The organism is Actinomyces massiliensis 4401292 (assembly GCF_000269805.1).
GTDB lineage: Bacteria > Actinomycetota > Actinomycetes > Actinomycetales > Actinomycetaceae > Actinomyces > Actinomyces massiliensis.
The window spans coordinates 165,261-188,147 of record NZ_JH711483.1 but is presented as its reverse complement, the minus strand read 5'-3'; the positions used below and the strand labels follow the sequence as shown (position 1 = coordinate 188,147).

General features: G+C 67.9%; 16 protein-coding genes. 4 read left to right on the top strand and 12 right to left on the bottom strand.

Going from position 1 to position 22,887, the window contains the following annotated elements; genetic code table 11:
- Positions 1 to 53 precede the first annotated feature (53 nt).
- Complete coding sequence (locus W5W_RS0112540) at positions 54 to 767, bottom strand: ArsR/SmtB family transcription factor (RefSeq protein WP_008731744.1); 714 nt, start codon at positions 765 to 767, stop codon at positions 54 to 56.
- A gap of 443 nt (positions 768 to 1,210) precedes the next feature.
- On the opposite strand from W5W_RS0112540, the gene W5W_RS0112535 reads away from it, so the two are divergent.
- Both W5W_RS0112535 and dapD read left to right on the top strand, forming a co-directional pair.
- A complete protein-coding gene (locus W5W_RS0112535; protein ID WP_008731746.1) occupies positions 1,211 to 2,572 on the top strand; it encodes an MFS transporter in 1,362 nt (453 codons plus the stop codon).
- Positions 2,573 to 2,757: 185 nt separating this feature from the next.
- Positions 2,758 to 3,741, top strand: a complete 984-nt coding sequence (dapD, locus tag W5W_RS0112530) for a 2,3,4,5-tetrahydropyridine-2,6-dicarboxylate N-succinyltransferase (RefSeq protein WP_017195639.1) — start codon at positions 2,758 to 2,760, stop codon at positions 3,739 to 3,741.
- Positions 3,742 to 3,851: 110 nt separating this feature from the next.
- On the opposite strand, the gene W5W_RS0112525 is transcribed toward dapD, so the two are convergent.
- From W5W_RS0112525 to W5W_RS16235, 5 genes are all read right to left on the bottom strand, one after another.
- Positions 3,852 to 4,658: a class I SAM-dependent methyltransferase gene (locus W5W_RS0112525; RefSeq protein ID WP_017195638.1), complete on the bottom strand. Its 807-nt coding sequence runs from the start codon at positions 4,656 to 4,658 to the stop codon at positions 3,852 to 3,854.
- A 73-nt stretch (positions 4,659 to 4,731) separates the two neighbouring features.
- Positions 4,732 to 6,120 carry a citrate synthase gene (locus tag W5W_RS15035; protein ID WP_008731737.1) on the bottom strand — a complete coding sequence of 463 codons (1,389 nt, stop codon included), beginning with the start codon at positions 6,118 to 6,120 and terminating at the stop codon, positions 4,732 to 4,734.
- A 349-nt stretch (positions 6,121 to 6,469) separates the two neighbouring features.
- Positions 6,470 to 7,711, bottom strand: a complete 1,242-nt coding sequence (gene dapC, locus W5W_RS0112515) for a succinyldiaminopimelate transaminase (protein ID WP_050980403.1) — start codon at positions 7,709 to 7,711, stop codon at positions 6,470 to 6,472.
- A gap of 196 nt (positions 7,712 to 7,907) precedes the next feature.
- Positions 7,908 to 8,261, bottom strand: a complete 354-nt coding sequence (gene fdxA, locus W5W_RS0112510; RefSeq protein ID WP_008731774.1) for a ferredoxin — start codon at positions 8,259 to 8,261, stop codon at positions 7,908 to 7,910.
- Between the two features lie 229 nt (positions 8,262 to 8,490).
- The gene (locus W5W_RS16235) at positions 8,491 to 8,649 is read right to left on the bottom strand and encodes a hypothetical protein (RefSeq protein WP_017195636.1); all 159 of its coding nucleotides are present in this window, start codon (positions 8,647 to 8,649) and stop codon (positions 8,491 to 8,493) included.
- Between the two features lie 115 nt (positions 8,650 to 8,764).
- Between W5W_RS16235 and W5W_RS0112495 the strand changes: the two genes are divergently transcribed.
- Both W5W_RS0112495 and W5W_RS0112490 read left to right on the top strand, forming a co-directional pair.
- Complete coding sequence (locus W5W_RS0112495; protein WP_154650353.1) at positions 8,765 to 9,091, top strand: hypothetical protein; 327 nt, start codon at positions 8,765 to 8,767, stop codon at positions 9,089 to 9,091.
- A gap of 87 nt (positions 9,092 to 9,178) precedes the next feature.
- A complete protein-coding gene (locus W5W_RS0112490) occupies positions 9,179 to 9,514 on the top strand; it encodes a hypothetical protein (protein ID WP_154650352.1) in 336 nt (111 codons plus the stop codon).
- Between the two features lie 997 nt (positions 9,515 to 10,511).
- Here the strand turns inward: W5W_RS0112490 and W5W_RS15320 are convergent.
- The 6 genes from W5W_RS15320 to W5W_RS0112460 form a co-directional block, all read right to left on the bottom strand.
- Complete coding sequence (locus W5W_RS15320) at positions 10,512 to 14,474, bottom strand: VanW family protein (RefSeq protein WP_017195633.1); 3,963 nt, start codon at positions 14,472 to 14,474, stop codon at positions 10,512 to 10,514.
- Positions 14,475 to 14,488: 14 nt separating this feature from the next.
- Positions 14,489 to 16,411 (bottom strand): translational GTPase TypA, encoded by a 1,923-nt coding sequence (gene typA, locus W5W_RS0112480; protein WP_008730870.1) that lies wholly within the window; start codon positions 16,409 to 16,411, stop codon positions 14,489 to 14,491.
- 592 nt (positions 16,412 to 17,003) lie between these two features.
- Positions 17,004 to 18,869 (bottom strand): dipeptide ABC transporter ATP-binding protein, encoded by a 1,866-nt coding sequence (locus W5W_RS0112475; protein ID WP_017195632.1) that lies wholly within the window; start codon positions 18,867 to 18,869, stop codon positions 17,004 to 17,006.
- Entirely contained in the window at positions 18,866 to 20,020 is a 1,155-nt protein-coding gene (locus W5W_RS15025; RefSeq protein ID WP_017195631.1) for an ABC transporter permease, read from the bottom strand. Before W5W_RS15025 ends, W5W_RS0112475 begins: the two co-directional genes overlap by 4 nt.
- Positions 20,013 to 20,942: an ABC transporter permease gene (locus W5W_RS0112465; RefSeq protein ID WP_008730878.1), complete on the bottom strand. Its 930-nt coding sequence runs from the start codon at positions 20,940 to 20,942 to the stop codon at positions 20,013 to 20,015. The genes W5W_RS15025 and W5W_RS0112465 overlap by 8 nt, the downstream gene beginning before the upstream one ends.
- A 214-nt stretch (positions 20,943 to 21,156) precedes the next feature.
- Positions 21,157 to 22,797: an ABC transporter substrate-binding protein gene (locus W5W_RS0112460; protein WP_017195630.1), complete on the bottom strand. Its 1,641-nt coding sequence runs from the start codon at positions 22,795 to 22,797 to the stop codon at positions 21,157 to 21,159.
- Between the last annotated feature and the right edge of the window lie 90 nt (positions 22,798 to 22,887).

The window sequence follows — 22,887 nt, the reverse complement described above, 5'->3', positions numbered from 1 at the left end:
CCGCGGAAGACGCACCGAGGATCGGCGCGGCGGGGCGTCCGCCGCCGGGCTGCTCAGAGAGCGGACCCGTACTCCCCGGGGTCGAGGCCGGCATCGCGGAGGATCGCGCCACCCGCCGGGGTCAGACGCACCGCGCGGGTGGCTCCGAGGCGTTCGAGCCACCCGCGGGAGAAGAAGATCCGGCAGATCGCCGTGCCCAGAGGCCCGGCGAGGTGGAAGCGGCGCTCGGTGGAGTCCATGCACGGCGTGACGAGATTCTCCGTACTGCTCTCTCCCGGCAGGACGCCCCAGGTGGTCAGGAGCTCTTCTCCGTTCCGCGTCAGCCGCCAGTTCCGGTCGACGAGGCCGCGGGCCCTGAACCGGGCGGTGAGTCCGACGCCGAGGCGACCGGCCAGGTGCTTGTAGCAGGTGCGGCCCTGTCGCAGTTGCTTGTTGGCCGTCCAGGCGTTGAGGCTCGGCGGGGTGGGCAGGGTGTCCTCGGTGACGACGCCGAGCGCTTCAATCACTCGGGCGATGTCGTCACCGGCGAGGCTGATGTACCGGTGACGCCCTTGCCGTGTATCGACGGCGATACCGCGACCGACCAGGACGCCGACGTGCTCAGTGGCAGTCGATCGTGCCAGCCCGGCGTACGCGCCGAGCTCGCCGACGGTCCACGCGCGGCCGTCCATGAGCGCAGCGCACATGGCCGCCCGCGAGCGATCCGCCAGCACAGTCGCAATCGCAGAAATATCCGGGACCGCTTCCGGAAAAGTGCGGGAGAGCATGTTCCGATCCTAGATGACTGGTTGGTGACTGGTTGATGACTGATTCCGGGGCAGCGGGCGTGCGGCGTGTGGGCGACGCGCTCAACGTCAACGGAGGTTCGCCGAGTTAACGTACCTTTCTCGCATCCTTCTGACCTCTGCCCCCAGAAGGATGCGAGAAAGGTACGTTAACGCTGGAAAAGTACGTTCACGCTCCAGCGCGCTCCACTCGCGCACCCGGCCAGCACGCAGCACCGCCGCCCCCTTCGCCGAGATTTCCTCGAGATCGGTTCACGTCCGACTCGACGAAAGGAAGCCGCATGCCCGCCCGACACCCGTTGGAATCAACAACTTAGATTCCCGACTGTTCGGCCGGTGCCGAACAAGACCGGCATTATCTTGCCTTCCGGCAGGATCTTCTCAACAGGCTCCGGACCGGCACTCCGCGGAAGGTGGAATAACAATTGATTGCATTGCGTCAGCGCGAAGCGCTCATCGCCGTCCTTCTCGGATTCTTCATCGTTATGCTGGACGCCACCATCGTCAATGTGGCGCTGGGTGATATCGGTGCGGAATTGAATGCCCCGACCGCCTCCCTGCAATGGGTTGTCGACAGTTACACGCTCATGTTCGCGGTTTTTCTACTGACGTCGGGAGCGGCCTGCGATCGACTGGGCGCCCGGACCGTCTACAGGTTCGGCCTCCTCGTATTCGGCGGGTTCTCAGCCGCGTGCGCACTCGCACCCGCCAGTGGACCGCTGATCGCCGCACGAGCGGCTCAGGGGGCGGGCGCGGCCGCCATCGTGCCCGGCTCACTGGCGCTGCTCTCGGCGATCTACGAGGACCCGAGTGCCCGAGCGCGGGCGATCGGCCTGTGGGGAGGAGCGGGAGGGATCGCAGCCGCGGTGGGGCCGGTGCTCGGAGGAGCGCTGGTCTCCTGGATCGGTTGGCGGGCCGTGTTCTGGGCGGCTGTTCCTTTCCTCGTGGTCGCCTTCCGGCTTATCGCTCGTTCGTCGCCCGCAGTGGGCGCGCCGGTCGCACGAGCCGCGCAGCATGAGCGCCGGTTCGATCCACCGGGGCAGGTCCTGTCCGTCGTGGGCCTGGCCTCGATCACCTACGGAGTCATCAGCGGCGGAGAGAGCGGTTGGAGCGGCACGTCGATCACGGCGATCTGCTGCGGGACGATCGCACTCGGGGGATTCGCCCTCGTCGAGCATCATGCTGACGATCCGATGCTTCCCCCATCACTGTTCAAGAATGCCCGGTTCACGGTCTCTGTGCTCGTCGGCATGGCGCTGAACATCAGCTTCTTCGGCCAGCTCTTCGTCCTCTCGTTGTTCTTCCAAAGCTATATGGGTTACGCCCCCTGGCTCGCGGGCCTCGCGCTCGCCCCGCAGGCCTGCAGCGCGATCATCGCCTCTCCCCTCGGAGGACTCAGCACGGCGCGCATCGGGGCACCCGCCACGATGCTGATCGGCCTTCTCACAGGCGCAGCGGGATTCGGAAGTCTTGTTGTGGTCACGGATAGCACGCCGTATCCACTGATTGCGCTCCTAACCTTTGCCGGCGGCTTCGGCATGGCCTTCGCCATGCCGGCGGCGACGTCCGCAGCGGTGGCCTCGGCACCGCCCGCATACACCGGACTGGCCGGTGGCGTCATCAACGCGGCTCGGCAGACCGGAAGCGTCATCGGCGTGGCTGTTCTGGGAGCGATGATCACCGGCGGCGCGTTCCTCACCGGATTCCACCTCGCCGTCGGCACCGCGGCGGCGGTATTCCTCGCAGCCGCAGTGCCCGCTGCCCGCTTGTCCACGGCGGCGGCTTAGAGCCCCCGGATTCCTCCGGTGCAGGCCTGACAGCCTTGGAATCATGCGGATCTTTCCCGACCTTCGCCACCCTCGACGATTCTAGGCCGCCGCCGTGGACAAGCCCTTGCCGCTTTGCGCCGGACCCGCCCGGATGCCGGTCGCTCCGGGGCGCACCGAGACCTCGTCCCGTATGGTTGGGCACCATGACGACTCGCAGAGCATGGGGTCTCGGCCTGGCGACCGTGACCGACGACGGCAACACCCTCGACGTCTGGTACCCGAGGCCGATCCTGGGCGATGAGCCCGCCGACGGCGACGCCGACCTGCTCACCACTCTGTCGGCCATGGAGAGCAAGGACGCCGCACGTGGAGTTCACACCACCGTCGTGCGCAGCTGGGCCGACCTGGACGACGCCCCGAAGACGGTGGCGGGCGCCTACCTGCGCCTCCACATCCTGTCCCATCGTCTGGCCCTGCCCAATACGGTCAACCTGGACGGGGTCTTCTCCCGCCTGCCCAATGTCGTGTGGACCTCCGTCGGACCCTGCGCCGCCGAGGACTTCGAGGTCACGCGCACCCGCCTGCGCGCCAAGCTCGGCCACGCGGTGCAGGTGGACTCGGTCGACAAGTTCCCGCGCATGACCGACTACGTGCTGCCCTCGGGCGTGCGCATCGGCAATGCGGCCAATGTCCGCCTGGGCGCCTACCTGTCGGAGGGGACGACGGTCATGCACTCCGGCTTCGTCAATTACAACGCCGGCACGCTGGGCCGCTCCATGGTGGAGGGCCGGGTGTCCCAGGGCGTCATCATCGGGGACGGCTCCGACGTCGGCGGCGGCGCCTCGACAATGGGGATGCTCTCGGGCGGCGGCCTCCAGCGCGTGGCGCTGGGCGAGCGCTGCCTGCTGGGTGCCAACTCGGGACTGGGCATTCCGCTGGGCGACGACTGCGTCGTCGAGGCGGGGCTGTATCTGACGGCCGGAACCAAGGTCTCCGTGCTGCCCTCGGGCGGCGTGGTGCCGGGTCCGCATGGCCTGTTCAAGGAGCCGCGCGTGGTGTCGGCCCGTGAGCTGGCGGGCGCCTCGAATGTGCTCTTCCGCCGCAACTCGCAGTCCGGCGCCGTGGAGGCGCTGGCGCGCGGAGGCAAGGGCATCGAGCTCAACAGCCTCCTACACACCAACCAGTAGCGCGCCTCCCCTCCTTCGTCGAGATCGGTCCGTTTCCGGTTCGAGATCGGTCGCCCGGACCGATCTCGACGCGGAACTCGACCGATCTCGGCGAAAAGAAAGGGAAGCGATCAGGGCTTGTGAGCGACGACGGCGATGCCCACCATGTCCTTCTCGTAGCGGGTGAACACTGAACGCATCTGCAGGATCCGGGCCCGCAGCTCCTTGTCCCCCATCACGTTGCGCATGATCCTCAGCGAGCCGCCAAGACCCTCATCACGCAGGTTACGGCCCATCTTGAGCAGCGCCATAGGAGCGGTGCCCACCCAATCGACCTCCAGTCCGGCATCCTCCATGAGCTTGCGCCAGGCGGCAGCGGTCATGGGGCGGGCATTGACGTGGATGGACCGGGCCAGGTCCCGGCGCAGCTGCGTGTAGTACTCCTCGTCGATGTCGTCGGGGGCGACGCCGAGCTCGTGAATCGCATAGCGACCCCCGGATCGCAGGACGCGAGCGGCCTCACCGACGATGGCCGCCTTGGCCTTGTCCCCCTGCATGGTGAGCATGGCCTCGCCTACGACGACGTCCGCGCTGTCGTCCGGCAGACCGGTATCGGCGGCCTCCCCCTGACGGACGCTGCCGCGGTCCCCGACGACGGCGGAGACCCGGGCCGCCGCCTGCGGGTCGCGATCGATCGCCGTGTAGGAGGCGGGGGCGGCGGCGACGATCTCGGCGGCGGTGCGCCCCAGTCCGGGGGCGAGCTCGACGACGTCGGCTCCCGCAAGCCGGGCGTGGGCGAGCATGTCGGCGGTCAGGGCGGCGCCCCCGGGGCGCAGGACGCGTTTGCCCGCGCGGGCGAGGACCCAGTGACCGGGTGCGGTGGCGATGGGGCGGTCGGCGTACGGGAGGGGAACCTCGGAGGCGGACTTCTCGCTCATGAAGGCGAGTTTAACCTGGCCTTACCGTGAGAAACAGCGGCGAAGGCGTCTTCGGCCTCCTCATTCTGACCTCTCAAACCTTGTTGACGTGGTCCAGGCTCGTCTCTCCCACGCGGGTGCCGGGGTACTCGGCGGCGCGCTTGCGACGACGCATGGCGATGTAGTGCCGTTCGATCTCACCGGTGTAGACCTGGCGCGGACGGCCGATGCGCTTGGCCGGGTCGGAGATCATCTCGCGGTACTGGGCGATCCAGCCGGGCAGGCGCCCCAGGGCGAACAGCGGCGTGAACATCTTCGTGGGGAAGCCCATGGCCTGGTAGATCAGGCCCGTGTAGAAGTCGACGTTCGGGTAGAGACTGCGGGAGACGAAGTACTCGTCGGACAGGGCGACCTCCTCCAGCTCCATGGCGATCTCGAGCTTGCGGTCCCCGTCCTCGCTGCCCAGGCGGTTCAGGACGTCGTGAGCGGTCTCCTTGACCAGGGCGGCGCGCGGGTCGTAGTTCTTGTAGACGCGGTGGCCGAAGCCCATGAGGCGCACCCCGTCCTCCTTGTTCTTGACCTTGCGGACGAACTCGGTCGTCGTCATGCCCTCGGCCTGGATGATGTCGAGCATGCGCAGGACGGCCTCGTTGGCGCCTCCGTGCAGCGGCCCCGACAGCGCCCCGACTCCGGCCGCCACGGAGGCGTACATGTTGGCGTCCGAGGAGCCGACCAGGCGCACAGTGGAGGTCGAGCAGTTCTGCTCGTGGTCGGCATGCAGGATGAGCAGCATGTCCAGGGCCCTGATGACCGCAGGATCGATCTCGTAGGTCTGGTCGGGCATGCCGAAGGTCATGTTGAGGAAGTCCTCGACGTAGCCGCGCTTGGAATCCGGGTAGAGCAGTGGCAGGCCGATGGCGCGACGGGCGATGTAGGAGATCATCGTCGGCATCTTGCTCAGAAGCAGCACCGTGGCGAGCTCGCGCTCGTAGGGGTCGTGCGGGTTGAGGGTGTCCTCGTAGTAGGTGGCCAGACCGGCGATGCCCGCCTGAAGGATCGCCATGGGATGCCCGGAGGAGGGGAAGGAGGTGAAGAAGCTGCGGAAGTCCTCGTGCAGGAGGCGGTGGCGTCCGATGCGGCGCTCGAAGCGCTCGAGAGTCTTGGCGTCGGGCAGCTCGCCGTTAATGAGGAGATAGGCGACCTCGAGGAAGGACGAGGACTTGGCGAGTTCGGCGATCGGATAGCCGCGGTAGCGCAGGATGCCGGCGCCGCCGTCGATGTAGGTGATGTCCGAGGTGCACGAGGCGGTGTTGGTGAAGCCCGGGTCGAGGGTGACCATCCCGGTGGACCCCAGCAGCCTGCTGACCCCCAGGCCGTCGGACCCCTCGGTGGAGTGGACTCGCGGCAGCTCCAGGCCGACCCCCCCGACGGTGAGCTCGCCCGGAACATCCAGGTCGTTGGGGTCAATGGTCATGTCGGTCATGGTGCCTCCTCAAGGGCTGACGACGTCGGCGCTGCCGCACCCTAGCTCATCGCGAGTGAGCCTCGGTCCCGCATCTGGGGTAACTCTACGGGCTCCCGGCCTACGGCGTTGCCGGGAGCCGGACTGCGGGCAAAAGAACTCCTCATGAGCCGAGAGCAAGCGGCAGCAGATCCGTGCCGGCCGCCATGCGGGCGGCATCGTGACGGCGAGCCGACGCAACAGGCGCAGCACCGATCTCACGGCGGACTGCGACCGATCTCGGCGCGGAGTACGACCGATCTCGAGCCGGAGTACGACCGATCTCGACGCGGAATGCGACCGATCTCGAGCGCTTCGCTCGCCGCACCGTTCAGGTGAACAGCTCCCGGGCCCGCGCAGAACGCAGGCGCTCGCAGGCGGCGGCCACCCGCTCGTCGGTGCCGGTCAGGCTCATGCGAATCCGCTCGGCGCCCGCCTCGCCGTAGAAGTCTCCCGGAGCAACAACGATCCCGAGTTCGGCGAAGGCGCCCAACAGGTCGGTGCTCATGGAGTCGGGACCCTTCAACCACAGGTAGAGGCCGGCGACCGAGGCCGGGTCGTTGGTCAGGCCCACCGCGGCCGTGGCCTCCAGGAGCGCCTCCCGACGTCGGCGGTAGGTCTCCCGCTGGACCGCCACGTGGGCGTCGTCGTTGAGGGCGGCGACCATGGCCGCCTGAACCGGGGCGGGCACGAGCAGGCCGGAGTGCTTGCGCACCTCGGTGACCGCCTTGACGAGATAGGGGTCGCCGGCCAGGAAGGCGGCCCGGTAGCCGGCCAGGTTCGACTGCTTGGACAGGGAGTACAGGGCGAGGAGCCCGACCGGATCATCCTCTGTACCATCGACGGAGGCGGTCACACGCGGATCCAGCAGACTCGGCACGCCCTCGGAGGCCCACGGCTCGGCCCAGCCGAGCTCTGCATAGCACTCGTCGGCGATAACGATGGACCCGCGGCTCCGCGCCCAGGCGACGATGCGCGCCAGCTGCTCCACGCCCAGGACGTGGCCGTCGGGGTTGCCGGGGCTGTTGAGCCACACGATGACCGGCGCGGCGGGGGCACCGTCGGGGCCGGCGGGCAGCTCCCAGGTGTCGGGATCCGCATCGGTGTCGACGGGCACGGGGGTGGCGCCGGCCAGACGCGCCCCGACGTCGTAGGTGGGGTAGGCGGCGCGCGGGTGAACGATGACATCCCCGGGACCGGCACCGAGCTGCAGCGGTAGAAGGGCCACCGACTCCTTGGAGCCGATGGTGGGGATCACGGCGTCATCGGTCAGGCCGCGCACCCCGCGCCGACGCTCCATCCAGGCGATGATGGCCTCGCGGACGGCCGATGTGCCGACGGTGGCCGGGTAGCCGGGCGCGTTGGAGGCCGCCACCAGAGCGGTGCGAGCGATATCGGGCGAGTCGTCCACGGGAGTGCCGATGGCCAGGTCGACGACACCGTCCGGGTGGGCAGCGGCGAGGGCACGGACGGGTTTCAGGGTGTCCCAGGGGAAATCGGGCAGAGTGAGCGGCCGAGGCAGGGTGAGACGGAGATCGGAAGGCAAACCAGGCCTATCGGGCGTATCAGGCATGTCGGGCGCGGCAGTCACGCGTCCGATTCTCCCCCATGACGCACCGGGCACGCGCTGCCGTTCCGGCCCCTGACACGCATCGGCGATTCCTGCACATGGGAGTCTTACTCGGACTGCCGCTGGAATCTCACTTCCTCATGATTCCGCGGTTCTGCTCAGGACGATTCGCAACCGAGTGTGCAACCTCGCGCGCACGTCAGTCGAGTCCGTTGGCCTCGCGATAGTCCTCGTTCTGCGGGGGAAGAGCGGCGACCATCGGATCGTCGTAGGGCTGGGGACCGGCACTCTGGGCACCGCCGGGAGAACCCAGCCCCTGCAGCTCGAAGAAATCGATGTTGGCGCGCGTGTAGTCCTCCCACTCATCGGGGACGTCGTCCTCATAGAAGATCGCCTCGGTGGGGCACACGGGCTCGCAGGCGCCGCAGTCAACGCATTCATCGGCGTTGATGTACAGGGAGCGTTCGCCTTCGTAGATGCAGTCGACCGGACACTCGTCCACACATGCACGGTCTTTGACGTCGACACATGGCTGGGCGATGACGTAGGTCATGGGTGGATTCCTCTTCTCCTGGAACGCGTCGCGGCGGACGGCAACGCAACCATGGCCACAGTATTGCCCCGCGGCCCCGCACCGCCCAATAGGCTGAAAACGTGGGCCTGAGCACGAGAATATGGGGGCTCGCGCCGCTTTATTTCGTCATGAGAAGGGAACCGAATCCGGTCCGGGATCCTGGAGCGCGGACCGAGTCATCCGTTTATGGCGCTGTCGCCTCAGCCCTCTAGGCAAGCACTCCGGCCGGAGGAGAGGCGCCTGTCGCAGAGGAGCCGAGCAGGGAGCCGACGATGTTCGTCAGCGAGAATTCCGGACCGAGCACCATGGGCAGGCCCCAGATCAGGCCCGCCAGCACAACCAGCAAGACGATGAAGACGATCGCCATGACCTTCACCGCCGTCGGAACTCCCCGCCTCTTCACCTTGCTGTCTGCGATCGCGTCACGTCGGGAGCTCGAGCGGCCCTGAACATTCCTGGAGGCATCCGAGAGTGTGACCCAGGTGAGGTCCTCTCCCCTGGACCACACCTCACGCCCCTGTGGACCCGGTGTCGTCGGGGCAGAGGCGGCGCGCGCGGGTACCGCGGGCTGGGAGGCCGTCTCAGATGACGGCGCCGATGCCGACCTGGCCGACGCGGCCGACGCGGCTCCCGTCACTACCGGCCTGTGCGGGGCGGCCGACGCCGAAGGAGCAGAGGCCGCGGATCGTGAGGAGGGCGACGACGCCGGAGACGCAGGCGCCATTGGTGGAATCTGCCCCGTGGTCCGCAGCGGCGCAGAGGCAGCGCGAGCCGGAGAGGCGACGCGGGACGCACCGGGAGCATCGTGAGCGGCAGTCACGGCGACCTGCTGGTTGGCGACGACCACTCGGTATGTCGCCGTCCCCGAGGCGTCCGCCCCGGCCGATGAGGGGAGAATGCCGACAGAACCGGTGCCGGCGGATGGCGCCGATGAGGCGCCCGGCGCGAACACGGGACGACGACGCGCAGCGCCGGGGGCTGACGCGGCTGAGGGAGCCGCTTGTCCACTAGTCGTGGGGGTGGCAGTCGTCCGCGTCGCGGGCGCGGCGGACCTCGCCCGCCCGCCGGTAGCGGACGAGGCCGACGGAGCCGAGGAACGCCCAGAAGCTGTGGGGCGGCTGGAGGTGGAGGCAGGAGACACAGCCCGGGAGCGATCCGTCACGCCGACATTCGAGGCCGCGGAACGCCCAGAAGCCGCGGGAGCCGATGAAGTAGCGGTGGTGGCCTTCTGAGGCCCCGTCTGGGCCTCCGACTTCGTCTCACGACGAGCCGGGGCTCCGCCGAGAAGCAGAGCACTGAGCTCCGCCTCTGTGGTGGACAGGTCGGGTCCTGCAGGCCCCGTGGGCGCAGGCGTCGCAGCCGCCGCTGCAGCGGGGCGGGGCCGGACTGCGGGCTGCTGACCGGTTGCCGCGCGTCCGGGAGATGGAGGCTCGCCACCCCTGGAGCCAGTACCGGAGCCGAACCCGGACGGACGGGGGCGGGGCGCTGACGCAGCCCTGCCGCCCGAAGCGGCAGCAGGCCGCGGACCGGGAGTCCGAGAGCCGGGAGCCTTGGCGGAGGCCGGGCGCACCGGCCTGTCCTGGGAGGGGGAGCGTCGAGGAGCACGGGCGGACTCCCCGCCCGACGCGGAGGCTCCGCCGGTGTCTGCGGCACCGGGCGTGCTAGGCGCACTATGAGCACCACGGGCGCTGTGAACAGTCGGCTGGGTCCCCGTGCTGTGACCCGCCGTGCGATAGACCGGGACGGCATCGGCAGGACGGGACCCCGAGAACATGGAGTAGGACTGGAATCCGGCTTCGGAGGCGGGAACGACCGAGGGCGAGACGCGGTGTCCCGCCCCTCCCCCGGCACCCCCAGAGGCGGGAGCGCGGTGGCGCGCTGCATCGGCCTCGGCAGCCGCGTGGTGCCGAGCGGGCCCCGCCTCCGCCGGGAGACCCGAAGCGTTGCGAACGACGGAACGGTCCGATGTCGTCACAGTCATATACGTTCTCCTCATAGGAAGGGGACAACGATGCTCCATCGCCCAGACAAGCGTAGTGGGACGCCAGCAGCCACGCCCGCCGATACGACGGTGAGATCAAAATGTTACGATATTGCTATCCACAACCATTTTAAGGGTTATAGGCCCCACATGTGTGGGTTTGCGTCAGTAAGTGCACAAAACCCGGAGAACCGCCACAGGGATACAGGGATGGCGGAGATCGTGGAGAAGCGGAGACGATGCGGAGGCTACGGCGTTCCGGCCGGGGAGCCCCCGTCCGAGGAGCCCTCCGGCGCCCTCGGCAGATTTTCTTCCGCGCCCGTGGCGTCCTGAGGTTGAGCGGGCTGCGGTTGAGCGGCCACCCCTCCGGCGGCCGGCGTATCGGCCTCGCCGATCGGCTGCGGCGCCGCCTCCCAGCTGCTGCGGCCCTGATCCGTCGTTGAGGATCCGGGTTGGAGGGACTGGGAGGGCTTGGCGGACCCCGTGCACTCGATATTGTTGTCGGCGTCGTAGGTGGTGGTCAGGACGTCGTCGGGAACGGTCTTGTCAGAAGCTGTGCGGGTGCGGGTGACAGTGATGTCGAAGCCCGGGTTCCCGCCGTAGTACGACTGGCATCCTGAGCCCGCCGGGCGGGTGAGAGTCTGGACGGGCCGGTAGTTGTAGCGCTCGGAGCTGGTGATGGAGACGTCGTAGTAGTGCGTGGACCAGATGCGGGTGTGGACCTGGCCGTCGGCGACCCAGGCCTGGATGAGCGCCGCGTAGGGAGTGGAGTTGGTGAACTTGACGTCCTTCTGGCCGGTCCAGAGCGTCGCCTCGCGCCCGGCCGGGTACCGGTCGAAGTAGTAGGAGTGCGGGTGGTGCTCGACATCGTCCATGCCGGCCTCGAAGCCGACGTTGAACATGGTGGTGCCGATCTGGGAGAGCCCGCCTCCCAGCGCATCGACGTGCTGGCCGTTGGAGATGACGCCCGCATCGGTGAAGCCGTGCTCGTAGTCCACCGGGCCGAGCGCCTCCTCGACGGAGAAGGTCTGCCCGGACATGACGACCTGACCATTCATCTGCTCGGCGCCGCGTATGAGGTTCTGATCGCGGCCGGGCTCGGAGTTGAAGGGTGTGGCGAACTCGCCGGTGACCTCGGTAATGCCCCAGTCCGCCTCAGGGGTGGTGGTGTCCGGCTCAGTGGTGGTCATGGGGATGGCGACGGTGCGGTCGGCGGATGCGGACTTGGTGGTTCCCGTGTCGATGAGCTGCTGGGTCAGAGCCGCCATGTCGATGCCCTCGCCTGAGGACGGGGCCACATACTGGGGCTTGGCCCCGGCCGCACCGGTCGCGGAACCGTCGATCGTCCAGCCCGCATTGACGGCCTGCGTCTCGATCGGCCCCATGGCGGCGATGAGGTCGTCGTGAAGCCGCTGGGAGTCGAGGACGGCGGAGAGCTCGCCATCGGTGGTCGAGATGGTGGTCAGACTCGCGATCTGCTCGGGCGAGAGGACGAGCTGCTTGCCGGTGGCGGTCTTCTCAGCGCTCGTGCCGACGGCGGTGATGGTGAGGTCGTCCGCGAGCAGGGGCGTGAGGACGGAATCGACGAATGTCTGGGCGTCCTCGTCGGTGATCGCCGGCTTCGCGGTGCCGCTGGCCAGGGCGATGGCCTCCTGCCCCAGGGGCCAGTCCGCGCTTAAGGACTTCACGGAGGCGTCGACGTCCAGGCCAGTGCCAGTGGCGCCCGGGGTCACAACGGGGGTTGTGCCGTCGAGGGTGACGACGGCGTCGGCCGTACCGGTGGCGAGCGTGTCGAGCCGCTCATTGAGAGCGGCGGTGAGCGCTTCGGTGTCAACGGTGGTGACGGCGTCGACATCGCTGCCGCTCAGACGCTTGATGAGCGTCACCGGGTTGAGGGTGGGGCCGACCAGACGGTCAACGCTGGCGTCGGCGTCCACGGCCACACCGGAGTCGGCGGGCACGAGCGTATCGGTGGAATCGTTGACGGTGAGGATGACGGGATACGTCAGGGCGGCGCCGACCTGGTCGTCCACCGCTTGACGCGCCTCAGCGGGACTCATATCTCCGACATCGACGCCGGAAACGGTCGATCCGGCGAAGATGTGCTGGGTGGTGGCGATGGCGGCGCCTCCCCAGATCAGGACCAGCAGACCCAGGCCGATGATGCAGGCCATCATGCCGCGGCCCGGCCCGCGACCGTGCAGCAGCTCCGTCAATGCCGCCTTGGCTTTGGCGAGAGCCGCTTTCACCTTGGCGGAAGTGGAGTCGGCGGCTGCCGCGGGGGCGGCGCCGTCGGAAGAGCCGGACGAGTCGGAAGCACCAGCGGTGCGGGCGGCCTCGTCTGCAGCGGGCTCATCGCCTGCGGGGGCGGGGATCTCGTCGGGCTGAAGCGCTTCGGCCGGTGTGGGCGCCGACATGGCGGCCAGGGCCTCGCCGACCGGAGCCGCGACGGCATCCTTCGACTCCGCCCCCGCCTCTTCGGCCTCCACCTCTTCAGCCTCCACCGCGGAGCCGTCCTGCGAAGCCTCCTCATCAACGGATGCGGACTCTTCAGCGGTCTCGTCGGTCTCGTCCTCGGGTTCGGAATCCGTGCTCTCGCCATCAGCGGGCTCGGGCTCGGACTGCGCATTCTCATCCTCGTCGACGGCGGGCTCGCCCTCGGCGGCCCCCTCCGGAGAATCCTCTCCGTTGGCCGGCTCGCTCTGCGCGGCATCGTCTCCAGAGGCAGCCCCAGCCGCATCGGCCTCGTCAGCTTCAGACTCATCAGCTTCATCGGCTTCAGCCTCGTCGGTAGCGGCACCGGGCTGATCGTCCACGGACCCGAAGGTCTCGTCGGACTGAGGGGCTTCGGCCGGTGTGGGCGCCGACATGGCGGCCAGGGCCTCGCCGACCGGAGCCGCGACGGCATCCTTCGACTCCGCCCCCGCCTCTTCGGCCTCCGCCTCTTCAGCCTCCACCGCGGAGCCGTCCTGCGGGGTCCCGTCAGCGGCGGCCTGGCCGGCCTGGGGCTCCTCCTCGGATGCCTCGCTCTCCTTCTCAGATGATTTTGGCGCGTCGGGCTCGGTGGGTTCGCCCTCACCGGCATCGTCCACAGACTCGGAATCGTGCTCCTCGGCCTCATCGGGCTCGGCCGCCTCTGTCTCCGGCTCAGCAGCTTCCTCGACCGCCTCGCCCTCATCCGCAGACGAGGACTCTCCGGAGTCGGCAGCAGACTCGCCCTCACCGACCTGAGACTCATCCGCCTCAGCCTCGACCGACTCAGCTTCCTCAGTCTCGCCTGCCTCAACGTCTGACTCGGTCACCTCCGAATCCTCCGCCGAAGCACCGTCCTCCTCGTCCTCATCCGACTCGGTCGCCTCAGTCTCCGGCTCAGCAGCTTCCTCGACCACCTCGGCCTCATCCGCAGACGAGGACTCTCCGGAGTCGGCAGCAGACTCGCCCTCACCGACCTGAGACTCATCCGCCTCAGCCTCGACCGACTCAGCTTCCTCAGTCTCGCCTGTCTCAACGTCCGACTCGGTCACCTCCGAATCCTCCGCCGAAGCACCGTCCCCCTCGTCCTCATCGGGCTCGGCCGCCTCAGTCTCCGGCTCAGCAGCTTCCTCGACCACCTCGGCCTCATCCGCAGACGAGGACTCTTCGGACTCGGCAGCAGACTCGCCCTCACCGGCATCGTCCACAGACTCGGAAGCGCCCTCAGCAGCCTCGGACTCGGGATCAGTATCGGAGTCGGACTCAGCACCATCGGCTTCGGGTTGCGCGTCCTCATCGGTGACGGACTCCCCCTCGGAGAGCTCATCCTTCGAGTCGCCCGACCTGACGACAGCATCGCCCTCCTGGGGCGCCTCAGCCTCCGCCTCCTCAACCGGAGCATCGTCCTGGTCCGACTCGGCCTCCCCCTCATCGGAAGGCTCAGGCCCATCCCCTGCGGCCGACTCGGCGTCCGATTCAGAGCCAGTCTCAGTCTCGGTGTCAGCGTCATCGGTATCCGCATCGGCCGATGAGGCCTCGGCCGTAGAGCCCTCAGCAGGCCCCGCACCGTTGGAGTCCACTTTCTCCGGGTGCGGGTCATCCGCGATATCCGGCGTCTTGGCGCTGAGAACTTGGGCGATATCCTCGAGCGAGGAGGTACGGGGATCGGTCACCTGCGGGATATTCACGGCTTCCTCGGTGTGACGGGTGCCGTCGGAAGTGGGGACGTCGTCGGTCATAGTCGCATTCTTACTCAAGCATTGGCACGGCGGCGGCGGGCAGCGTCCTTGAAACGCTCCTGGGAGTCGAGGATGACCTTGCGGATGCGCACCGCATCCGGAGTGACCTCAACGCACTCGTCATCGGAGGCGAACTCGAGAGCCTCCTCCAGGGTCAGCTTACGCGGCGGCACCAGACCCTCAAAAGAATCGGCCGTGGCGGAGCGCATGTTGGTCTGCTGCTTCTCGCGCACGACGTTGACGTCCATGTCCTCATTGCGCGGATTCTCGCCGACGACCTGGCCCTCGTAAGTCTCCTGGCCGGGCTCGACGAAGAACGTGCCGCGGTCCTGCAGGCGGATGAGGGCGTAGGCGGTGACGGCCCCGGCACGGTCGGAGACCAACGACCCCGTGGTGCGGGCCACGATCTGACCGGCCCAGGGCTCGTAGCCCTCGGCGATGGATGAGGCGATACCGGTACCGCGAGTCTCCGTGAGGAACTGCGTGCGGAATCCGATGAGACCGCGCGCCGGGACGAGGAACTCCATGCGGATCCATCCGGTGCCGTGGTTGATCATGGTCTCCATGCGGCCTTTGCGGGCGGCCATGAGCTGAGTGACGGCGCCCAGGTACTCCTCGGGAACGTCGATGGTCGTGCGCTCGACCGGCTCATGCCGCCTGCCATCGATCGTGCGGGTGACGACCTGCGGCTTGCCGACAGTCAGCTCGAAGCCCTCGCGACGCATCTGCTCGACCAGGATCGCCAGGGCCAACTCGCCGCGCCCCTGGACCTCCCATGCGTCAGGGCGTCCGGCGGACAGCACGCGCAAGGAGACATTGCCGACCAGCTCGCGATCCAGGCGGTCCTTGACCTGACGGGCTGTGACCTTGGCCCCCTTGGTACGCCCGGCCATGGGAGAGGTGTTGATGCCGATGGTCATCGAGATGGCCGGGTCATCCACCGTGATCAGCGGCAGCGGACGCGGGTCGTCGGGGTCCACCAGGGACTCTCCGATGGTGATGTTCTCAATACCGGCGATGGCGACGATATCTCCGGCATGGGCCTCCTCGGCGGGCCGGCGGTCCAAACCCTCGGTGATGAGCAGCTCGGAGACTCGCGCTGTGGACAGGGATCCGTCATGGCGGGCCCACGACACGGTCTGCCCCTTGTGCAGAGCGCCATTGTGGATGCGCAGAAGGGCCAGCCTGCCGAGGAAGGGCGAGGCGTCCAGGTTGGTGACATGCGCCTGAAGAGGAGCTCCCTCATCGTAGGAGGGGCCGGGGATGCGCTCGATGATGGTGCGGAAGAACGGCTCGAGATCCTCACTGGCCGGCAGCTCGCCGTCGGCGGGCTGGGCGGTGTCGGCACGGCGGGCCTTGGCGGAGGCGTAGATGACGGGGAGGTCGAGGACGGCCTCCAAGTCGATGTCGGGCTGCTCGTCGGACAGGTCGGAGGCCAGCGAGAGCAGCAGATCGGTGGACTCGGAGACGACCTCGCTGATGCGCGAGTCGGGGCGATCCACCTTGTTGACCACGAGGATGACCGGCAGATTGGCGGCCAGGGCCTTGCGCAGCACGAAGCGCGTCTGGGGCAGGGGCCCCTCCGAGGCGTCCACGAGCAGGACGACGCCGTCCACCATGGACAGGCCACGCTCGACCTCACCGCCGAAATCGGCGTGCCCGGGAGTATCGATGACGTTGATGGTGATGCCCTCGGGGAGCCCGGCGGCCACGGCCGCAGGACCGCGGTAGTGGACGGCCGTGTTCTTGGCGAGAATGGTGATGCCCTTCTCGCGCTCGAGCTCGCCGGAGTCCATGACGCGCTCGCCGGTGGTCTCCTCGGTGGCGCGGGCGCCGAAAGCGCCCGCCTCCCAGAGCATCGCGTCGACGAGGGTGGTCTTGCCGTGGTCGACATGGGCGACGATGGCGACGTTGCGCAGATCCTGGCGCACAGTCATGTGAGGCACTTCTTCCGTCCGAGGGGCGCCGGAGCACGGTCGAGACGCGGGCCCACCGCTGGCGCACAGCGGGGCAAGGGTAGAGGCTGCCGTTCAGCAGTCGCCATGACGGGGGTGACACGAACGCTGTGCGCCCGCTCACGCTTCCGCGATCCCCTGCTGAGGCCCAGCCTCAGGTGATCGATTCCGATCTGGAGCCGGTAGGCGAAGCAGGCCGCACCCCGACCATTGGTGACGGTTTACGACGCCGACGGAACTTCGGCAGGTGAACGTACTTTTCTCTCATCCTTCTGAGCTCAACCCGCAGAAGGATGAGAGAAAAGTACGTTCACGCCGGAAAGGTACGTTCATGATCCGCCCCGCCCGTACTCGGGCTCCCCTGGACCGATCTCGATGCGGAACCGGACCGATCTCGACGCGGAACCGGACCGATCTCGAGCCGAGTTACGACCGATCTCGATGCGGAATGCGACCGATCTCGGCGAAGGGAGCCGCCCGCGACGGCCTCAGCCCTCGTTCATACCCTCACGCCCCGCACAACTCCGCATGCCCCGCACAGCTCATGCTCCGCACAGCTCATGCTCCGCACGGCTCACGCCCCGTACAGCGCGATTCTGGAGCCGGGAACGGCGTCGATCAGCTCGCGGGTGTAGGTCTCGCGCGGGTGGGCGAACAAGTCATCCGCATGGCCGGACTCGACCACCCGCCCCTTCTCCATGACCACGACGTCGTCCGCGATCTGCCGCACGACCGCCAGGTCGTGGGTGATGAAGAGGTAGGTCAGGTCCAGCTCTCGCTGAAGCTCCGCCAGCAGTCGCAGGATCTGCGCCTGGACGAGCACGTCGAGGGCGGAGACGGCCTCGTCCAGCACCACGATCTCGGGCCTCAGGGCCAGAGCCCGGGCGATGGCCACGCGCTGGCGCTGGCCCCCGGAGAGCTCATTGGGGTAGCGCCGCATGGCCGAGCGGGGCAGGGCGACCATGTCGAGAAGCTCGGCGACGCGCTCACTGCGCTCCTGACCACCTCCCACATCGTGCACCCGCAACGGCTCCTCAATGATCCGGTAGATGGAGTACATCGGATCCAGGGAGCCATAGGGGTTCTGGAACACCGGCTGCATGATGCGCCGCAGCTCGAACAGCTGCTTGGGTCCCAGAGTCGACAGGTCGACGCCGTTGTGGAAGACCTTGCCCTCGGTGGGATCGATCAGATTGAGGACGATGTTCGCCACCGTGGACTTGCCCGAGCCGGACTCGCCGACGAGCGCCGTCGTCGTGCCTCGGAGCACTCCGAAGGTGACGTCGTCAACGGCCCGGATATGCGCGTCCGCGCCCTTGGCGCCGCGCACGTCGAAAACCTTGGTCAGATGCTCGACCCGCAGGATCTCGGGAGTGTCCTTCGCGATCTCGTGAACGCCCAGTTCGTCCTCCGCGACCTGGATGCCCTCGGCGTGGGCCGCCTCGATGCGCTGAGAGGCCAGCGACGGCGCCGCCTCGACGAGTCGGCGGGTGTAGGGGTGGCGCGGGTTCTGGAGCACGTCCAGACTCGGCCCGGACTCCACGATGCGGCCGCGGTGCATGACGACGACGTGCTCGGCCCGCTCCGCCGCCAGGCCGAGGTCGTGGGTCACGAAGAGCATCGCCGTTCCCAGCTCGTGGATGAGGCGCCCGAGGTGGTCCAGAATGCGACGCTGGACGGTGACGTCCAGGGCGCTGGTCGGCTCATCGGCGATGAGCAGCCGGGGGCGCGCCGCCAGGCCGATGGCGATCAGGGCGCGCTGCCGCATGCCTCCGGAGAACTCGTGCGGATACTGCTTGGCGCGTCGGGCGGCGTCGGGGAGTCCCGCGTCCTCGAGCAGAAGCGCCACCTGCTCGGCGGTGGCGATCCGGCTCTGGCCCTGCCCTCTCGATCCCCCCGATCCCTCCGAAGAGGCCCCATCCGAGACGTCGGAGTCATCCGGGGCCTCCTGCCCGGCGGCGAGCCTGGCGAGACGGTCATCCGCCACCCCCGCCAGCCCGTTGGCGCGCAGCGCCTCACGAACCTGGAAGCCGATGGACCACACCGGGTTGAGATTGGTCATGGGGTCCTGGGGGACCAATCCGATCTCGCTGCCGCGCAGACGCTGCATCTGCTTGTCGGAGGCGTGCGCGATGTCCTCGCCATCGAACAGGATGCGACCCCCGGTCACCCGCCCAGTCCCCGGCAGCAGGCCGATGACGGCATTGGCCAGGGTGGTCTTCCCAGAGCCCGACTCCCCGACGATGGCCACGCTCTGCCCGGGGTAGATCGTCAGATTGGCCTGGCGAACGGCCGGAACCATCCCGGTCGAGGAGCGAAAGGCCACCTCGAGATTCTCAATGCGCAGCAGCGGCGCTTCAGCGGGCGCAAAGTCTTCAGCGGCAGAAGCGGAGGCGGCAGAAGCCTCAGAAGCATCAACGGCGGTGTTGTCGGTAGTCACTTGCGAGCCTTCGGATCGAGGGCGTCCCGCACCACATCGCCCATCATGACGAAGCCGAGCACGGTGAGCGCGAGAGCGCCCGCGGGGTACAACAGGACGGAGATGTGGTCGCGCAGCGCCACGTTGGCCGTGGAGATGTCCGCACCCCAGGAGACCACCGAGGCCGGCAGCCCGATCCCGAGGAAGGACAGCGTCGCCTCGGCGACGATGAAGATGCCGAGCTCGACGGTGGCGGTGACGATGATCGGAGCGGCGGCATTCGGCAGGACATGGCGCAGCAGGATGGCGAGCCGTCCGCTGCCGAGCGAGACCGAGGCGGTCACGAAGTCCTCGTTCTTGACACTCATGACCGCGCCCCGGGTGATGCGGGCGATCTGCGGCCATCCGAACAGCGCCAGGACGGCGACGACGGTCAGGATGGAGGACCTGCCCTTGAACATCTGCATGACGACGATCGCGGCCAGCACGAAGGGCACGGCGAAGAACACGTCGGTGATGCGCGAGAGCAGCGCGTCGAAGAAGCCCCCGAAGAACCCGGCGAGAGCGCCGATGAGTCCGCCCAGCAGCGTGACCAGGAGCGTCGTGAGCACGCCCACGGTCACCGACGCGCGGGCGCCGTAGATGGTCCGGGCGAAGATGTCGCAGCCCTGCCGGTCGAAGCCGAAGGGGTGCTGGACGGTCGGAGGTCCGTAGGAGTTGTTGAGCTGGCAGTAGGTGGGCGTGGCGCGGGCGATCAGTCCGGGGGCCACGGCGAGCAGGACGGCGACGGCGATGAGCAGGGCGGAGACCCAGAAGATGGGGCGACGGCGCAGCTGCTTCCACGCCTCCCCCCACATCGAGGAGGGGGCGGAGTCGTCGGCGACGGCATCGACCGCGCCCAGCCCCTGCTCATCGGTATCGGCGACGAAGTGCTCCTGCCCGATACGGACAGCGGTTGCACCGGTGGCACCGGTGGCGCGGGGGCCGTCGGACGGCCGAGGCCACCGAGCCTCAGGCTCGGGCTGCTCGTGGGTCTGAGCCTCGAGCGGCTTCTGGTCCTGTCCCTCAGTGCTCTCAGTGCTGTCGGCGTTGTCAGTGCTCTCGGAGCTGTCGGCGCTGTCGGTGTTGTCAGCGCTCTCAGTGCTGTCGGGAATGTCGAGGTTGTCAGGCATAGCGGATCCTCGGGTCCAGGGCTGCGTACAGAAGGTCAACGATCAGATTGGAGATGATGAACACCAGGATGAGCACCGTCGTGAAGGCGACGACCGTGGGACCCTCCCCATTGATGATGGCCTTGTAGAGGGTGCCGCCCACGCCGTCGATATTGAAGATCCCCTCGGTCACGATGGCTCCGCCCATGAGCGCGCCCAGATCCGCGCCGAGGAAGGTGACGACCGGCACCAGCGAGTTGCGCAGGACGTGGACGACCATGACCCGACGGCTCGATAGGCCCTTGGCGCGCGCCATGCGGACATGGTCGGCCGACAGATTCTCCCCCACCTCCGTGCGCGTCAGGCGCAGGACGTAGGCCAGGGAGACCGCCCCGAGCACGATCGCGGGCATGAGCAGTTCCTTGAACCCCGGAGAGCCTCCGGCCGTCGTCGGCAGCCATCCGAGCTTGACGCCGATGAAGAACTGCAGGAGGAAGCCGATGACGAAGGTCGGGACGGCGATGACCACGAGGGACAGGATCAGCACCGTGGCGTCGAAGATCCCGCCCTTGCGCATGCCGGCGAAGAGCCCGATGCCGACGCCCGCCACCGCTTCGAAGACGAGCGCCATGAGGGCGAGCTTGATCGTGACCGGATAGGCGCCGGCGAGCACATCGACGATCGGCCTGGACCCGCGAATGGTGGTGCCCAGGTCGAAGGTCACCAGCCCCTTGAGGAACAGGAAGTACTGGACGAGGAAGGGCTGATCCAGGTTGTACTGGGCGCGTATCTGAGCCTGAAGATCGGGGTTCAGGGCGCGCTCACCGCCCATGGCGGCGACAGGATCGCCCGGCAGGGCGAAGACCATGGCGTAGATGAGCAGCGTGGCCCCGAAGAACACGGGGATCATCTGCAGAAGCCTGCGTCCGGCGTAGCGGAGCATCGGCATCTCCTTAGAGCAGGATGGGAACGGACGAACGTAGAGGGTTCCGGGGGCTCTCGTTCAGGCACGGCGCCCGGTGCGGCGGCGGTTTCCCGGGTTAGCTGGAGCACCGTCGCGCCGGAGCCGGCCTGAGGCCGGCCGAGAGGACGACTGGGCCGAGCCGCCCCGCCGGATGACCGGCCGGCGGGCGGCCGGGCGGGCAACCGGACCGAGGTCAGTACGAGGAGATGGCCTCCGCCTGGTCCCACAGGCGCTTGGCCTCGGCCTCATCGAACTGGAGGACCTCGTTGCCCGCCACGGAGTCCTTCCACCCGGGGATGGTGGGACTGGTGAAGTCCGATGCGGGTGTGCGGGTGTCGTAGAACAGGGTGTCGCAGATCTGCTTGCGGTTGATGGCGCGGGACAGCGCCGCCCGCCGGGCACGGCCCTCGTCGTCCATCTTCCAGTGCTCGGCATTGACATTGATGATGAAGTTCTGGATGAGGGCGCCGGGCTCATTGACGGCCCGCTCGCCGAGCTCGTCCTGGAAGGAGGCCAGGGCCGAATCAGGAATGGCATCGATCACGTCAACGGCGTCGGAGAGCAGATCATTGTAGGCCGCGTCGTAGCTGGTGTAGAAGATGAAGGTGATGCCCTCGTTCTTGGGCAGGCGGACGCCCTGGTAAGAGGGGTTCTTGGCCAGCACGGCCTGGGAGTCGTGCACCCACTCGGTCAGGGTGTAGGGGCCGTTGCCGATGGGCTTCTCGCCGAAGGCGGCCATGTCGGCGTAGGCGGATTCGGGCAGTGGGTAGAAGGCGGAGGTCCCCAGACGCTTGACGAAGTCGTGGGCCGGGGCGGTGAGCTTGATCGTGAACGTCAGATCATCGACCTTCGCCAGTCCGGTCAGCTCGGAGTCCTTCTCCGCGGAGTAGCCCTCGATGAGCTCGTAGGCGTAGCTGGACAGCTGAGCGTTGGACATCAGCGCGCCGTAGTTCCAGGCCTTGATGAAGGAGTCGGCGGTGACCGGGGTGCCGTCCGAGAAGGTCCAGCCGTCCTTGAGCTTGACCGTGAAGGTCTGATTATCGGAGGTCTCGATGGATTCGGCGACCTCGTTCGTCACGGTGCCGTCCTTCTCGTAGGCGACCAGGCCCGCGAAGATCAGATCGACGATGCGGCCGCCGCCGGTCTCATTCGTGTTGGCGGGCAGCAGAGGGTTCTGGGGCTCGGAGTTGTTGGCGCGCACGAAGCCGTCGGAGTTCGTGGTGGTGATGAACTCGTAGCTGGGCATGGCCTGCCAGTTGAAGGTCACGTCACTGACGTTCTTGGAGTAACCCCCAAAGCCGTTCTGGTACCACAGGGGGATGGCCGGCAGGTCCGCGAAGAGCTGCTCCTGAGCCTTCACGTAGAGAGCGTTCGACTCCGCATCGTCCTTGGCCGCGGCGGCCTGAGCCATCAGGTCGTCGAACGCGGTGCTGGAGTACTGGGCGTCGTTCGCGCCCCCGTTCGTCTGGAAGGGGCCGTCGAGGAAGTCCTCCATGGAGGGGTAGCCCGCCTGCCACCCGGCGCGGAAGGCCCCGACGATCGTGTGGTCGGTGATCTGCTGGCGCAGCTCGGAGAACTGGGCATAGGGCAGCGGCTCCATGGAGATGCCCAGCGTGTTGCTGACGGAGTTGCACACGGCCTCGACCCAGTCCTTGTGGGGCCCATCGGAGTTGTAGGCGAACGTCAGCCTGCCGCCGCTCTCGGCGCCCTGGCCGTCCGAGGCGGCGCTGGGGCCGCCATCGGGGCTGTCGGAGCCGCAGGCACCGGCCAGCAGCACCGCGAATGTTGCGGCTCCCAGGCCGAAGTGACGGCGAGAGATCGTGGGATTGCTCAACGGAATTACCTCCGTTGGACATCGTCGGCATCGACAATCGATTAGCAACTATGCACTCATCCCGACATGGAGAATGTCGACACCGTGGCG